The organism is Vibrio sp. SCSIO 43097 (assembly GCF_023650755.1).
Classification (GTDB): domain Bacteria; phylum Pseudomonadota; class Gammaproteobacteria; order Enterobacterales; family Vibrionaceae; genus Vibrio; species Vibrio alginolyticus.
The window spans coordinates 1-15,301 of sequence record NZ_CP071841.1 but is presented as its reverse complement, the minus strand read 5'-3'; the positions used below and the strand labels follow the sequence as shown (position 1 = coordinate 15,301).

Below are 15,301 nucleotides of genomic sequence, written 5' to 3'. Positions count from 1 at the left end.
ACGATCCATGAAAAAGTTATTTTTGTTGGCTGGGCTAATGGTTTGCTCAACCCTAAGTTACGCGTCCCAACTGAATGAGGACATTTCTCTCCTCGAGCAACAAACCTCAAGCAGAATTGGGGTGTCAGTTTGGGATACCCAAGCAGACGAGCGTTGGGATTACCGTGGCGATGAACGCTTCCCACTCATGAGCACATTCAAAACCCTAGCTTGTGCCAAAATGTTAAGTGATATGGACAGCGGTAAGCTAAGTAAAAATGCGACCGCAAAAGTCGATGAGCGCAGTATCGTTGTATGGTCTCCAGTGATGGATAAGCTCGCAGGCCAAAACACACGCATAGAGCACGCGTGTGAAGCCGCTATGTTAATGAGTGATAATACCGCAGCCAACTTAGTATTAAATGAAATTGGCGGCCCTAAGGCCGTAACAATGTTTCTGCGAACAATTGGAGATAAAGCAACGCGCCTAGACAGAATAGAACCTCGCTTGAACGAAGCCACACCAGGCGACAGCCGCGACACAACCACACCTAACGCCATATTAAACACTCTTCGAACTTTGGTCGAAGGCGAAACGTTGTCTTATGAGTCTCGTGTACAATTAAAAATCTGGATGCAGGACAACAAAGTTTCAGACTCGTTAATGCGTTCTGTATTACCAACAGGTTGGTCTATTGCAGACCGTTCTGGTGCGGGGGGTCATGGTTCGCGTGGCATTAACGCGATTATATGGAAGGAAAATCATCGACCTGTTTACATTAGTATTTATGTCACAGAAACCGAGCTCTCACTTCAAGCTAGGGACCAACTCGTTGCGCAGATAAGTCAGTTGATTTTACAAAAGTACAAAGACAATTAAGTCACCACTCACCTGACCCTATTTGTATCCTTTTCTAGCCCTTCTATTCCAGAAGGGCTCATTCTGTACTTCCATCTTAAAAACACCACTTATTGAGTAATGACTTACTTATAAATAGGTATAAGATTTACTTATTTAGGGTGAGTTAACGCCCACATTAAGCAACCAAATGCACACAAACGGCGATAATTAAACCATACTCTTACCAAGAAGCACATTTTCTACAAAATAGCTTCACGTAATTTATTGTTGGTATTTGCAACATTGCCAAGGAGATGTCTATTGAGACTTGAAAGAACTTTTAACCCTGATGACTTATCGATGCAAAACATGGAAAGTCCGATATGTATGCCGATAGGGTTTGTTCACTTTTTAGCTCAATCGGAAACACTACAGCAAGTACTTGATACGGTGGCAGAATGGATAAATCGTATATTTAATTCTGACCGTGCGAGTATCACACTTTATGAAAACAATGATCATTTAAAGGTCTACTCTTTCTCTGGTAGTAAAGCGATTCCCGCTGAATTTTTAGTGCCCATTCATCAAGCGTTTGTTGGCCGAGTGTTCAAAAAGCAACAACTGATGATCTGCGACGATGTTACGCAATCTGATGAGATCGATTGTGTGATGCTCGCATCCAATGGTATGGGTACGTGTATGGACGCGCCTTTAATGCACGGTAAAGTCTGCCTAGGAACGCTTAATGTTGCGCATCATCAAACGCACATTTACACAAACGAACAAGCGGCACAGCTTCAGTGCATCGCTAATTGGATTGCTTTAAACATTGCTCTTCATATACAGATTATGAAAATGGAGCACCTCGCCACGACGGATGATCTAACAGGTATTCCAAACCGCAGAGAGTTCATGCGACAAATCGAAAGCCGCCTAAATGAATACCGAACCCAGGGCATTGACTTCCATGTTGCTATTTTAGATCTCGACAATTTTAAAAGCCTCAATGACCGATTTGGTCATGACGCAGGCGATAAATCACTGATCCATGCAGTCAATACTATTAAAAGTCATCTACTTGATTGTGACTTACTTGCCAGAGTTGGCGGTGAAGAGTTTGCCATCGTATTAAGAAGTCGCTCATCACAGCAAGCTCTAGACACATTAGAAACAATTCGTAATGCACTAGAAACGACGACCGTTCAACATTCAGGTTGTGATATGAGCTTCACCGCGAGTATTGGGGTAACTCAAGTCTGTCGTCTCGACGACTCATTTGAACCATTAGTTAAACGCGCCGACTTAGCACTTTACAAGGCAAAAGAAACTGGAAGAAATCGCGTTGAGTTTCATATTGGTGAAGAAAGGTAGAAAAAATAAAAAAAGGTAGCGACTCATTGCGCTACCTTTTATCGATTCTAACCCGCTTAAAATAACTAATACGAACTTTAAGCCAGTTAAAAATAAGAATGAGCAAATTTAATTATGCTTTCTTAAGATCTTTAGCTGGGTAAGTTAGTGTTTTTTCGCCTGCTTTTACATGTGTGTAAAAACCGCCACTGCTTAAACCTGTAACAACCATTTCGCCAAGATCGATACCTTTAGTCGCTACTACTACGTCACCGATTGAAAACATATTGAATACCTTGTTTGTTTAGATTAAGACACTAAGTCGTTGCGCGGTATTTAATACGATATTAGGCAAAGCACCTAATCGAGTTTTTTATCGTAAAGATTAATTTATATTTGTCGTGAATTCTAAGTTTCCACATTGAAAATCACAGGATATTTTCCAAAAAAAGATGCGCTATTCTTGTGAAATACGGTAATATTTTCTAGCATCAAGTGCGGAGGTATTCTCCGCCCTCATTGGAGAAAAATGATGAAGAAAGGCCTAAAAATGCGTGCATTAGAGCGTTCTGATTTGCGCTTTATTCATGAACTGAATAACAACCGAAATATCATGGCCTACTGGTTCGAAGAACCTTACGAGTCTTATGACGAGCTCGAAGAACTTTATCGAAAACATATACATGATGACGCTGAAAGGCGTTTTGTCGTCGAAGATGAAGACGGCATCGTAATTGGCTTAGTTGAGCTGATCGAGATTAACTACATTCACCGCAGCGCGGAATTTCAGATAATCATCGCCCCAGAGCATCAAGGCCGAGGTTATGCGACAGAGATGATTAATCGTGCGTTAGATTACTCATTCTCAATTCTTAATCTACGTAAAATCTACTTATTAGTCGCAGTGGATAACGAAGTCGCTATTCACTTATACAAAAAGTGCGGCTTTATCGAAGAAGGTCACCTTGTAGAAGAATACTTTATTAACGGCGCTTACAGCGATGTTAAGCGCATGTATATATTAAAACACCAGTACCAGAAAAAGATCGAAGAAAACAACTCAATTCACTAGTTCATTCTATCAAAGTAAAAACGCAGCTATTTGGGCTGCGTTTTTATTTATTCAAATTGATATTGATATGATAACACGATGCGCTTGTCTGCTTCATCCAAATAGGTGTTGTTGTCCATGACAAACGTCATTACGTTAAAAGAGTGGCGTTTGCTCACGAGGTAACCAAGACCAATACCACCAAAGAAGCCTTTGTAGTTCTCTCCTTCACTGTTTTCTGAGCCGTAAGTGCCTGCTGCGAAGCTGATTAACGTCAGCTCTTTGGTAAACGATTTCAGCGCAAATGCACCAACGTAACCGCTACTGCCTGAAGAGCTCATCATGTTGAAGCCATTCTCTGCACTTGGCGTCCCCGTAAAGTTAGGCTCGCTACAGAGACTACTTTCTGCACCGTCACAAACAGGAACATCACCAGTGTTGTACGTATAGCCTGCCATTGGGAAAATTTGGAAGCCTGCTGGCTCAATCCCGAAATAACTTAGCGGCATAAAGGTACCAACGCTGTAGTTGGTTTGATCCGCGCCGTTTACATATTCATTTTTACCGAAGTTGAAGTTCACGATACCGACCGGAAACAACCACGAGCCACCAATACGCCACTCGCTCGCATCATCATTGATACGCAGGTTAATTTTGCGCGCTTGGTCAAGCGCAAGTGAGCCCGAGAATGAGATGTTTTGATCATCAAAATCGTAGTTGTTTGCGTACGACGCGCCAAATTTCGTGATGACTTTTGTTGGGTCATCCGCCAACTTGTTTTTATTGTCTTTTACTCGATGCTCGGCACCATGAGCCAGCGTACTGACCAACAAAGTCGTACACACTAACGCTAGTTTATTTTTCATTTTTTAGTCCTTTGAGATGTTGAATACCCGTACTTAGCTGCGCAGATACTTTTTGAATCATCACTCACTGGATGTGACAGAAGCGCCCTAACTACCTTAGATGGTGTGACAGCATCCAGTGCAGGTAGTTAGGGTAGAATGGCCTGTAAGGAAGGCGTTTTAGCGATTAGGAATGATTAGTTTTTCCAGTTGTAGCTCATGCTCATGAAGTACAGAGCAGGCTCATCAAAACCAGCTTGTAAGCGTGGCGTTTCTGACGATTCCATCAAGATCGCTTCAAACGCGAAACCAATTGAGTTTTCTGAATCCAATTTGTAATCAATGCCTGTACCAATGCGGTACGCCTTGCCAGTAGGAACGGTAATGTCACCGTTTGATTGACTTTCATACATGCTGGTATCGAATGCAAAACCTGCATTCCACATCATTTTTTCATTCAGTTTGTACTGAGTACCCAATGCGATTTGGTAAGTGTCTTGTGTCTCTACGTTCAGCGTGGTTGTGTATTCGCTCCAGTCTTGCCAGTTCACGTTCCACATCACCGCTAGGTCATCATTCACTTCGTGGTAAGCACTGAAGATCAGTTGTTGCGGAGCAATGGAGTTACTATTGTCGAATTCAAATTCGGTTTCAGAAGAGTAAGACAGACCAAGACGCGTGCCTGGTGTTGCTTCATAAAGCACACCTACTCGGCCGTTGAGCTGAGTATCTTGGTCTTCGTCATTGAAGTTCAAGGCTCCCTTCGTTTCCACTTCATACATACCGTACTGAATGCCAAGCGCCGCACCCACAGACCAGTGATCATTGATGCGGTAAGAAGCGGAAGGTTGAATGGTCAAGGCTTGCGTCGTTGCTGTAGGGATATCTAAATGATTATTCAAAAGACCTTCGTACTCGAGGCCAAGGCCGTAGTTGCCATACAGACCAATACCCAGCGTCCATTTGTCGTTCACTTGTTGGCTGTAAAATGCCGACGCCATAGGAACAAAACCAATCACGTTGCCCGCATCGCCAGTCATCGTGTCTAATTGCGCGTCACCGTAAAGGCCAATCAGGTTACCAGAGAAAGATTTACCAGAAATATTCGCCAGACCAGCCGGGTTTGCTGCCATTACTGAGGCATCTTGCGCACGAGCCGCCATACCAGCGGATGCCAAACCAATATCCGATGCTGTAGTTTCGTAAAGGTATAACCCACCCGCTTGCGCAGCAGCACACGTCAGTAAAGAGCTCGCTACGACGATTTTTGAAAGATTTTTCATGTTAAAACCTATTATTGTTTGGGAAACCCACGCTGCGACGGTGGTTATATATCAATGAAAGGCATTGGCCAATCGCACACAACGTGGGGGTGTTGTGGAGTCAGTAAGTTGAAATCAGCGTTGTTGCTCGCTCACCTCAAGTTCAGTGGATTTCTTTCGCTTAAACTTCTCGCGCAGAGATTGCATCATCACGAAGAACACTGGCGTCAGTAACGTGCCGACAAACGTAGAGAGAATCATGCCGCCGAACACTGCAAAGCCCAGTGAGTGACGAGATGCGGCACCAGCACCCGATGCAATCACCAACGGGAATACCCCCCAGATGAAGGCGAATGCGGTCATCTGTACTGCACGGAAACGGATTCGAGCAGCTTCTTTGGCAGCATCAATGATGGATAAGCCCTTTTCTTCTCGCAGAACTTTGGCAAATTCCACGATAAGAATCGCCACTTTGGCGGACATACCGATCAAGATGACCACACCAATCTGCACGTATAAATCGAACGGTTGTCCCACCAGCAGTAGCATGCCCATTGCGCCGAGAATCGCGACTGGAACCGCCATCATTACTGCAGCAGGAATGGTCCAACTTTCGTACTGAGCCACCAAGAACAAGTAGGTGAACAGCAAAGACAATGCGAACGCGATTGGTGCCATGTAGCCTGCTTTCATCTCTTGGTAAGTCATGCCTGACCACTCGTACGAGTAACCACTTGGCAAAGATTCCGCAGCCAGTTTTTCAATGGCTTTTACAACATCACCCGAGCTGTAACCTGGCGCTGGCGCACCGTTCACGGTTGCAGAACTGAACATGTTGTAGTTCGACAAAGTATCAGGGCCGAAGATCGGCTTCACTTTCACTAGCGTTGCCAGTGACACCATTTTTCCAGAGCTTGAGCGAACAAACAGATGGTTGATGTCGTCGATGTTGTCACGGTATTGCTCTTCTGCTTGCACTTTCACTTGGTACGAACGACCAAACAAGTTGAAGTCAGAAATGTAGGCGCCGCCCAACTGTGCTTGCAGTGTGCTGAAGATTTCATTCAACGGTACGCCCATCGAAATCGCTTTATCGCGATCAATATCGATGTAACGTTGCGGAATATTCGCACGGAAAATCGAGAACGCACGTGCCACTTCAGGCAGTTGGTTGATTTGGGCAACAAAATCAGCGGTTGTTTTTGCCAATTCTTGTGGAGAACGACCTAAGTTGTCTTGCAACACAAGGTTGAAACCATCCACCGCCCCCATACCTTTGATTGCCGGCGTCGCGAAAACGAACGAAGCGGCATCTGGCGTTGAGTTCAGCATTTGGTTAACTTTATTCATCAACGCACGTTGGTGTAGCTCAGGGTCTTTACGTTTGCTCCAGTTATCCAGTTTGATGATCAACATGCCCGAGTTTGGAATCGACGCCATGTTAATTACCGAGAAGCCCGCAACCGAAACCACGTTCTCCACACCTTCCATCTGTTTTAGCTCATCAACGTACTTCTTCATTAATGGTGCAGTACGCTGCAATGCTGCTGCGTCTGGCAAACGCATTTCGACCATGAACACGCCTTTATCTTCGTTTGGTACGAAAGAGGAAGGTACGGTCATGAACGCAAATGCCAGCACCGCAATAAGCGCGCCATACACACCGATACTCAGCACAATACGACGGCTCAAGAAGCCAACTAAACCTTGGTATTTGCGCGTTATTGCTTCAAAACCTCGATTAAACGCACGCAAAGGCGCAATAGGTTGCGAGTGAGTAGATTTCAACATCAACGCACAAAGCGCTGGCGTTAACGTTAATGCGTTGATCGCAGAGATCAGCACCGACACACAGATGGTGACTGCGAACTGGTTGAACATTCGACCGGAAATACCCGGCAATAGCGCAACCGGTACGAATACTGCCAACAAAATAAGCGTTGTTGCCAATACTGGCCCCGTCACTTCTTTCATAGCTTGGATCGTGGCCGGAATCGGGTCTAAATGCTCTTCATGGATAACCCGCTCCACGTTCTCTACCACGATGATCGCATCGTCCACCACGATACCGATGGCGAGGATCAAGCCAAACAAAGAGATCGTGTTAATGGTCATGCCCATCACGCCCATGATTGCGAACGTCGCAATAATGGAAACCGGAATCGCTAAGGTTGGAATGATGGTCGCTCGCCAGTTCTGCAAGAAAACGTACACAACGAAGGTGACAAGAAGTACCGCAATCACCAGCGTCTCATACACTTCATCAATCGATGTCTCTACGTATTCGGTAGAGTCATACGCGATGTCGTAGACCAAATCACCAGGAAACGATTTCTCGTACTCTGTCATGGCCTCTTTCACGCGTTCCATCACGTCTAGCGCGTTCGCGGTCGGTAACTGGTACAAGGCCAGAACGGCGGCTGGTTCGTTATTCATACGACCATCAGCTTCGTAACCTTGTGCACCAACTTCCACACGAGCCACATCTTTCAAGCGAATCAAAGAACCTTTCTTGCTCGCACGAATGATGATGTTCTCGAACTCTTCCGCAGAAGTGAGGCGGCCTTTGGTTTGCAAAACATATTGATATTGCTGGTCACCCGGAGCTGGCATACCACCGATCTTACCCGCCGCCACTTGGATGTTTTGCGTTTTAATTGCGCCAATAACATCGCTAGCAGAAAGCTTCAAGGTAGCCAGTTTATTTGGGTTCAACCAAATACGCATTGAGTAGTCTTTCTTACCCAGCAGCGTAATGTCACTCATACCGTCGATACGTTTTAGACGCTCGACAATATTGAGATCCGCGTAGTTAGAAAGGTAGATACTGTCGTGAGACTGTTTCGGAGAACGCAGTGTGATAACGCCCAGCATGTCGGAAGATTTCTTCTTAACCGTCACACCGATTTGGTTTACTTCTTGTGGTAGAGATGACGTCGCCTGTGCCACCAAGTTGTTCACACGAACCTGCGCCATATCGCCACCTGCGCCCACTCGGAAGTAGATACGCAGTGTGTATGAGCCATCGTTACCAATCACAGAAGACATGTAAATCATGTCTTCAACGCCGTTGACTTTGGCTTCTATCGGTTGTGCTACGGTCTTTTTAACCACGTCCGCGTTTGCACCCGGATACATGGTACTCACCGTAATTACCGTTGGGGAGATTTGAGGATACTCAGAAATTGGCAAGACTTTCAGGGCGATCATACCCATCAATGTCATCGCCAGTGAGATCACCAAAGCAAACTTCGGCCGGTGAATGAAAAATTTACTTAACATCAGTACTCACTCAGCCTTGTTCACTCTGTAGCTCAACGTCTTTCACCGTTGCACCCGGACGCACTTTTTGTAGACCATTGACGATGACTTTTTCGTTAGCCGCCAAACCAGTCAGCACAGCACGTTTCACACCGTAGGTCTGACCGAGTTCAACGTTACGACGTGACACCACGTGATCATCACCAACCACCATGACGTAGTCACCCGCTTGGTCTTGCTGAACAGCCGCCGATGGGATAAGCAAACCATCAATGGTTTTGTTGCGCAGCTTGATGGTCAAGTTGCCATATTCACCCGGCATAAGCGCGTAAGTTGGATTATCGAATTGTGCTTCTGCTCGAATTGAGCCTGTTTCTAAATCGATCTTATTGCCAACGGCGTAGATCTTGCCATCAAGCGGATACAATGAACCGTCTGAAAGCGTCAGTGTTAAATCAACATCCAGTTTGTCATCGTTACGATGAGCCACATCAATGGCACTTCTTACTCGGCGGTAGAGCTTCTCATCCACATCAAAGCCAAAGCGAATTGGGTCTACTTGAGTGATCGAAACAAGAGGAACGAGTTGAATTTTCGAAATACGGTCACCCACTCGGAAGTTGCTGAAACCCACGCGACCAGAGAAAGGAGCACGCACAGAGCTAAATTCAAGATCGAGCCTTGCTGAAACCAGCGTCGCCTTCGCCTCTTCTACCGAAGCAATCGCTGCGGCTTGCGCGGCAATGGCGTCATCGTATTGCTGCTCACTGATGCTTTTATCTTTGATGAGTTTCTTCACACGTTCTGCATCACGCGTAGTTTGAACGAGTTGCGCTTTTGCTTTTTGCAACGACGCTTTTGCATACGCCAGTGCCGCTTTGTAAGGACGGTCGTCGATTTCAAACAACAATTGGCCTTTTTCGACCATATCGCCATCTTTAAAATGAATCGCGGTTAATTCGCCACCGACTCGCGGCATAATATCAACGTCATTTACCGCTTCAGTTCGACCGATAAAAGTATGATAAGGAGTGATTTTTGTTTCGGTTAGGGTAACGGTTTCAACAGAGGGTGCTTGGGCTGTTTTCGTTGCGATATCGCCAGTTTTGCATCCTGATAGTAATGCAGAAGATATAGCAATAGATACCAACGCAAATTTATATTTGGCTTTCATGATAAACCTACTTTATTTAGAAAGTGCCCTAGCCTAAATATTTAAATATATGGATAAACACACTTTCTATTCTGGAAATAAACGAGGGAGTTAGAATTGGTAGTTAAATTCGATACGGTGATCACCATCACCGAAATTAACGTGCTCATTCCAGTTTGCAAAGTAACGAATATTAGCGCGAGGATTAATTTGATAAGACAACGCAAACTCATGAGTTAAGATATTATCTTCACCCGCGTAATAAGTGTCTTTATATTGACTAGACCCTGACAATGCATGCATATACATTGGGTTGTAGTTAATCCAGATTTTATCGGTTAATTCAATTTTTGAGTACATACCGACAACGGTGAAAGTACCTGGAATTTCATAACCTTTGTCATCATCACTAAAATCATTAGCAATAGTGACACCCGCACCAGCTAAAGGAAATAACTGCAACATACCAAACTTAGGTAGGCCTTGAATAAAGCTGTAAGATGCATCTAATTTATCGTTATCAACATCGTAGTTTACATCCAATTGACGGCCTAGACCTTTTGCGACTTCTACTTGGAAATTACGTAGTCGGAAAGAGTCAATGCTGTCATCAACATTGGCATACATTGGATCGTCATTGTCGCGAATGCCAAATAGCTCACCACCAATGCCTTTCATTTCGATGATGTTCATCGCCATGGTACCAGGCTGGCTAGATTGGTAAGTTTGACCGATTTTGATGTTCGCGCCTTTATCAGTAATACCAAAGCCAGCTTGGGTGTATACCGCAAGTGGGTCAGACATATCTTGTAGTTCTTCGTTATTGTTTGTCTGCGCATAGGCAGAAGACGCGAGTTGTAGGGCTGCAACCATAATGGCAACAGACGGTTTCACTAAATTCATAAAACTGTATCCATTTTAATGATTATAAAATTATTCACGTCATGAGGTCATCATAAATAGCAAGCAACACAACTCGCTTTGGATAACATAAATTATCAAAGCAAATTCAATAATGACGAAACATTCGACGTTTTAATTAAAATAAAATAAAGCATCGTAAAAGTTCAATCACCGCTACTTATATCTTATATAACTTGAAATTTGGTAATACCAATGAAGAAGGAAATATTAAAACTTATGAAAATTCAATTATCATTATAACAAATGATTAATTAATTTTACCATATAAATAGAGAGTGCAATGTATTTAGGTGATCGCGATCAATGTTTCATTTCGATCGTACAACACTCTTCAGATTAATTAGAACATTATAATAATTTAAAAACCTTAGTTTGATTAGCCTAGTATCAGATTAGAATAGTAGGCCTATAATAAATAAAAAGGGAATCACTCTCTGTGATTCCCTTTTATTATCGAGCGATAAATCGCCGATGCGTTTCGATAACTAAAACGCAAACAATTCGCACTATTGCAGTTTCTCTATTCCCATATTGAACAGTGCAAAACTATAAATATCTGCATTTGTCTCAATTATTTTACGCGTTGGTGTGCCTGCACCATGTCCTGCATTGGTTTCGATGCGAATTAAGGTCGGATTTGAACCCGCTTGCTTCGATTGCAACTCAGCAGCAAATTTGTATGAGTGAGCAGGAACAACACGGTCATCATGATCACCGGTTGTAATCAATGTTGCTGGGTATTCCACCCCTGCTTTTACATTGTGCACCGGCGAATAACTTTTCAGATATTGGAACATCTCTTTACTTTGCTCTGCCGTGCCGTAGTCATACGCCCAACCAGCACCTGCGGTAAAAGTATGGTAACGCAGCATATCCAGTACGCCGACTGCTGGCAGCGCCACTTTAAACAGCTCTGGACGTTGCGTCATAACGGCCCCTACTAACAAGCCACCATTCGATCCACCGTTAATGGCTAACTTGTTTGATGACGTTACCTTTTCATCAATTAGGAATTCAGCCGCAGCAATAAAGTCATCAAACACATTTTGCTTTTGCATTTGAATGCCAGCGTTGTGCCATTCTTTGCCATATTCCCCACCACCACGAATGTTCGCTACCGCGTAAACACCACCAAGCTCTAACCAAGCCGCACGTGTCGGGCTAAAAGATGGCGTGAGGCTAATGTTGAAACCGCCATAACCATATAGGATGGTTGGTGCACTGCCGTCCATCGGTGTCCCTTTTTTATAGGTGATGATCATCGGCACTTTTGTTCCGTCTTTTGAGGTGTAAAACACCTGGCGAGATTCATACAAAGCTGGATCAAATGGCGCTTTAGATTTGTAGTACACCTCGCTATCACCATCTTTGATGTTCAGACGATACGTAGTGCTTGGCATCTTGTAGTTGGTGAAAGAATAGTAGACTTCGGTTTCATCTTTTTTACCCGAGAAACCGTATGCGCTGCCAATATCAGGCAATTTGATTTCTCGGATGAGTTTGCCGTTCATGTCGTATTGCTTCACCATCGAGATCGCATCAACAATATAACTCGCAAACAAATTGCCACCCGCGGTAGAAACGCGTAACACATTCTTTGTTTCAGGAATCAAATCTTTCCAGTTTTTGGGCTGCGGCTGACTCGCATCCACCGTCACGACGCGTTTGTTCGGCGCGTTAAGGTTCGTAACCAAGTACAGCTTCGTGCCTTGGTTGTCTATCACCCAAGTATCAGAACTGGTGTTATCTAAAATGGTTTTCAGCGGGCTATTTGGCTTACTCAGGTCTTTGAAGAACAGTTTGTTGCCCGACGTCGATACGCTGGCTGAGATAAACAAGTAGCGTTCATCTTCCGACGTGTAACCCCCAACGTAGCGATACTTTTCGTCCTTTACACCACCGAAAATTAATTGGTCTTCACTTTGTTTCGTTCCAAGTTTATGAAAGTAGAGCTTGTGTTGGTCTGTCTTCGCGGAAAGTTCACTCCCTTTTGGCTTGTCATAACTTGAGTAATAGAAACCTTGATTGCCGAGCCAACTGATGCCGCTGAACTTAATATCCACCAGCGTTTCGCCGACGGGCTTTTTGGTTTCTGTGTCTAACACAATGACTTTGCGCCAATCGCTACCGCCTTCCGAAATGCTGTATGCAACCAAAGAACCATCACGTGAAAAGCTCACTCCCGCTAACGATGTGGTGCCATCTTCACTAAAAGTATTTGGATCGAGGAAAATTTCTGCTTCGCCATCACCTAACTGCCGATAAAGCACATCTTGGTTTTGTAGCCCGTCATTTTTGTAGAAATAAGTGAACTTACCCTCTTTGAACGGTTGGCTTTGCTTTTCGTAGTCCATGAGCTTAGTGATGCGCTCTTCAATCTGCTCGCGGTAAGGGATTTTCGACAGATAATCAAACGTCACTGCATTTTGTGCCTTAACCCATTCTGCGGTTTCTGGGCTGAGATCGTCTTCCAACCAGCGATAAGGATCACTCACTTTTGTACCAAAGTAGTCATCGACAACATCCACTTTTTGTGTGGTTGGATACGTGATGGTTTTCGGGGTTACCTGTTCAACCGACGATTGCGCCGCTTCATTTGCATACGCCACAGACAACACACTTCCGAGTACGAGAGCCGTTGTGAGTGCTAGGGTGTTCTTTTTCATGAAATTCCTTTTTATTTTTCTGTTGTCTTTTTGTGCAATACATCAGAACTCTACTATATATCGACAAAATGAATCTAATTTCATTAAACGAGTTGTGAAAGCCATCCTAACTCCCTCATTTCCTTCCAGTTCTACAAACTAGTAAGTGGAAGTGTAGAACTTGGGAACAATACTGAAGAGCCACGATGGCGTTTACTCTCTTTCGTCTAAGTCAGCTCGATTTGGCGCAAAACCCCAGACTCAGAAGCGAAATCTTGGTCGTGACTAATCAGAACAAATCCACCTTTGTATACATTTAACGCCTGACTAAGCATTATTTTTGACTCGAGGTCGAGATGGTTATCTGGTTCATCAAGCAGCAGCAAAGGCTGAGAATTTTGGTGGCTGACTATCAGCATCGCGAGCTTCATCTTCTCGCCACCGCTCAGTAGGCGCCCCAATCGAAACACTGCATCTCGACGAAAACCGATCCCGGCCAATAAGGTCCTCGCTTCACTTTCCGTCATCTCTGGGCAGCTCTCCATTACGTTCTCAAGTAACGAAAGATTTGGATTCACTGCACCAAAATGTTGGTCGAGATAATACAAAGGCGTATTCACTTGCAACTCACCACTCTGCAATGATAACTCGCCAAGCAACGTCTTTAACAAGGTTGACTTTCCGCAGCCATTTTTCCCTTTGAGATGGACTTTATCGTTCGCAAAAATCTGCAAAGTGATAGGAGTAGAATCCCCAAAAGGCAATATACCTTCTTGTATCGACAACACTTTTCTCGAACGGTTCGGATTATCTGCAAGATAAAACTTTTGCGCTTTGAGCTGCTCATGTCGCGATTGCAACGCCCGCTCTTTGGCTTGTAAATGCGCTTGTCTGAGTTGCTCATTCTTATTGCGATTTGAGGCGCTGGCGGTCGCGCTATCCTTTTTGCCATCAAGCAAAATTTTGGGCTGACTGCCGTCTTTGCGCAGTTTGTTCCCTTGCGCGGCGCGTTGGTCTGCTTTTTCGCGATTTTTCTGGGCTTGCTCAGCTAACCGTTTTTTGTGTTTATCGACCTGCGCTAACTGCCTTTCGACCGCTTGTAACTCAGTGCGTTTTTGCTCGGCATACACATCGTAATTTCCACCAAAAACCTGTAAGCCTAGGCCCGAGAGTTCCCAAATTTCCTCCATTGCTCGAAGCAGATCGCGATCGTGACTGATGAGTAAAATCGCGCCACCGAAATGCCTCATAGACTCTATCAACCATTGTTTCGCCTCGGTATCGAGGTGATTGGATGGCTCATCGAGAATCAAAAGCTCCGCTTCGTTTTCAAACAATTGCCATAACTGCAAACGCGCCAACTGCCCCCCACTGAGCCGAGCACAAGAGAAATCAGGGTCTTGCGGCAAGCCCATCGCAGCAAGCTGCTGTTTGAGTTTCTGTTCAATATCCCACTGTTCGCCAACCAGTTCGAACCAATGCTCAGAAACATCACCTTGTTCAATCTGCTTCAAAGCATGTAAGACCGAGTCTGTTCCCAGAAACTGGGCGATCGATTGCTGACCTGAAAGCAAATCAGACGGCTGCTGGCGATACATCATGAAAGAAGAGGGAGAAGTCACAACACCGCTGGCAGGCTGAGTTTCGCCCGCCAAAATGGAAGCCAAAAGCGACTTACCGATGCCATTGCGCCCAACCAAACCAACACGTCGTTTAGTCATGGAACAAGAAATAGACTGGAATAGCGTCTCGCCATTATCAAACTGATGGCTAACATTAAAAGCTTGTAAAACTGGCATAATTTGCCTCCTGTATGACAGGGACAACAGCCGTAGCTATGATTTGAGATTGCAACAAAACGCGTGCACAAACGCATTAAGCTCTATGTAAAGCTCGACGATAAACGTCAAATCAAAAGGTCGTCTTGTTGCAAAGAAATATCGGAAAGTGAGCTACGCCTACTAACCCTGCAGATCCAAAAAATAAGTAA

Annotated in this window: 11 protein-coding genes; 3 read left to right on the top strand and 8 right to left on the bottom strand. The window is 44.5% G+C overall.

The genetic code is table 11. The features are described from left to right. Window positions 1-7 precede the first annotated feature (7 nt). A complete protein-coding gene (locus J4N40_RS16490) occupies window positions 8-859 on the top strand; it encodes a carbenicillin-hydrolyzing class A beta-lactamase CARB-42 (RefSeq protein WP_005375420.1) in 852 nt (283 codons plus the stop codon). A gap of 282 nt (window positions 860-1,141) precedes the next feature. Beyond that, window positions 1,142-2,191: a sensor domain-containing diguanylate cyclase gene (locus J4N40_RS16485; protein ID WP_053303796.1), complete on the top strand. Its 1,050-nt coding sequence runs from the start codon at window positions 1,142-1,144 to the stop codon at window positions 2,189-2,191. Between the two features lie 112 nt (window positions 2,192-2,303). On the opposite strand, the gene J4N40_RS16480 is transcribed toward J4N40_RS16485, so the two are convergent. Then, the gene (locus J4N40_RS16480; RefSeq protein WP_005375418.1) at window positions 2,304-2,456 is read right to left on the bottom strand and encodes a hypothetical protein; all 153 of its coding nucleotides are present in this window, start codon (window positions 2,454-2,456) and stop codon (window positions 2,304-2,306) included. 246 nt (window positions 2,457-2,702) lie between these two features. On the opposite strand from J4N40_RS16480, the gene speG reads away from it, so the two are divergent. Continuing rightward, on the top strand, window positions 2,703-3,242 hold the full coding sequence (gene speG, locus J4N40_RS16475) for a spermidine N1-acetyltransferase (RefSeq protein ID WP_005375417.1): 540 nt from the start codon (window positions 2,703-2,705) through the stop codon (window positions 3,240-3,242). A 47-nt stretch (window positions 3,243-3,289) separates the two neighbouring features. On the opposite strand, the gene J4N40_RS16470 is transcribed toward speG, so the two are convergent. The 7 genes from J4N40_RS16470 to J4N40_RS16440 form a co-directional block, all read right to left on the bottom strand. Beyond that, window positions 3,290-4,087: a hypothetical protein gene (locus J4N40_RS16470; RefSeq protein ID WP_005385112.1), complete on the bottom strand. Its 798-nt coding sequence runs from the start codon at window positions 4,085-4,087 to the stop codon at window positions 3,290-3,292. A gap of 176 nt (window positions 4,088-4,263) precedes the next feature. Then, a complete protein-coding gene (locus J4N40_RS16465; RefSeq protein WP_250654586.1) occupies window positions 4,264-5,349 on the bottom strand; it encodes an OmpP1/FadL family transporter in 1,086 nt (361 codons plus the stop codon). Window positions 5,350-5,463: 114 nt separating this feature from the next. Then, window positions 5,464-8,610, bottom strand: a complete 3,147-nt coding sequence (gene vmeQ, locus J4N40_RS16460; protein ID WP_250654585.1) for an efflux RND transporter permease subunit VmeQ — start codon at window positions 8,608-8,610, stop codon at window positions 5,464-5,466. Between the two features lie 10 nt (window positions 8,611-8,620). Further along, window positions 8,621-9,763, bottom strand: a complete 1,143-nt coding sequence (vmeP, locus tag J4N40_RS16455; RefSeq protein WP_017635246.1) for an efflux RND transporter periplasmic adaptor subunit VmeP — start codon at window positions 9,761-9,763, stop codon at window positions 8,621-8,623. A gap of 90 nt (window positions 9,764-9,853) precedes the next feature. Continuing rightward, complete coding sequence (locus J4N40_RS16450; protein WP_250654584.1) at window positions 9,854-10,645, bottom strand: hypothetical protein; 792 nt, start codon at window positions 10,643-10,645, stop codon at window positions 9,854-9,856. 527 nt (window positions 10,646-11,172) lie between these two features. Beyond that, on the bottom strand, window positions 11,173-13,332 hold the full coding sequence (locus J4N40_RS16445; RefSeq protein WP_017635248.1) for a prolyl oligopeptidase family serine peptidase: 2,160 nt from the start codon (window positions 13,330-13,332) through the stop codon (window positions 11,173-11,175). 206 nt (window positions 13,333-13,538) lie between these two features. After that, window positions 13,539-15,110 (bottom strand): ABC-F family ATP-binding cassette domain-containing protein, encoded by a 1,572-nt coding sequence (locus tag J4N40_RS16440; RefSeq protein WP_250654583.1) that lies wholly within the window; start codon window positions 15,108-15,110, stop codon window positions 13,539-13,541. Between the last annotated feature and the right edge of the window lie 191 nt (window positions 15,111-15,301).

What these genes read in the sequence shown, in the direction of transcription:
- speG (WP_005375417.1), top strand. Translation starts at nt 2,703, where the DNA reads ATGAAGAAAGGCCTAAAAATGCGTGCATTAGAGCGTTCTGATTTGCGC.
- vmeP (WP_017635246.1), bottom strand. Translation starts at nt 9,763, where the DNA reads ATGAAAGCCAAATATAAATTTGCGTTGGTATCTATTGCTATATCTTCT.
- J4N40_RS16465 (WP_250654586.1), bottom strand. Translation starts at nt 5,349, where the DNA reads ATGAAAAATCTTTCAAAAATCGTCGTAGCGAGCTCTTTACTGACGTGT.
- J4N40_RS16445 (WP_017635248.1), bottom strand. Translation starts at nt 13,332, where the DNA reads ATGAAAAAGAACACCCTAGCACTCACAACGGCTCTCGTACTCGGAAGT.
- vmeQ (WP_250654585.1), bottom strand. Translation starts at nt 8,610, where the DNA reads ATGTTAAGTAAATTTTTCATTCACCGGCCGAAGTTTGCTTTGGTGATC.
- J4N40_RS16490 (WP_005375420.1), top strand. Translation starts at nt 8, where the DNA reads ATGAAAAAGTTATTTTTGTTGGCTGGGCTAATGGTTTGCTCAACCCTA.
- J4N40_RS16440 (WP_250654583.1), bottom strand. Translation starts at nt 15,110, where the DNA reads ATGCCAGTTTTACAAGCTTTTAATGTTAGCCATCAGTTTGATAATGGC.
- J4N40_RS16470 (WP_005385112.1), bottom strand. Translation starts at nt 4,087, where the DNA reads ATGAAAAATAAACTAGCGTTAGTGTGTACGACTTTGTTGGTCAGTACG.
- J4N40_RS16480 (WP_005375418.1), bottom strand. Translation starts at nt 2,456, where the DNA reads ATGTTTTCAATCGGTGACGTAGTAGTAGCGACTAAAGGTATCGATCTT.
- J4N40_RS16450 (WP_250654584.1), bottom strand. Translation starts at nt 10,645, where the DNA reads ATGAATTTAGTGAAACCGTCTGTTGCCATTATGGTTGCAGCCCTACAA.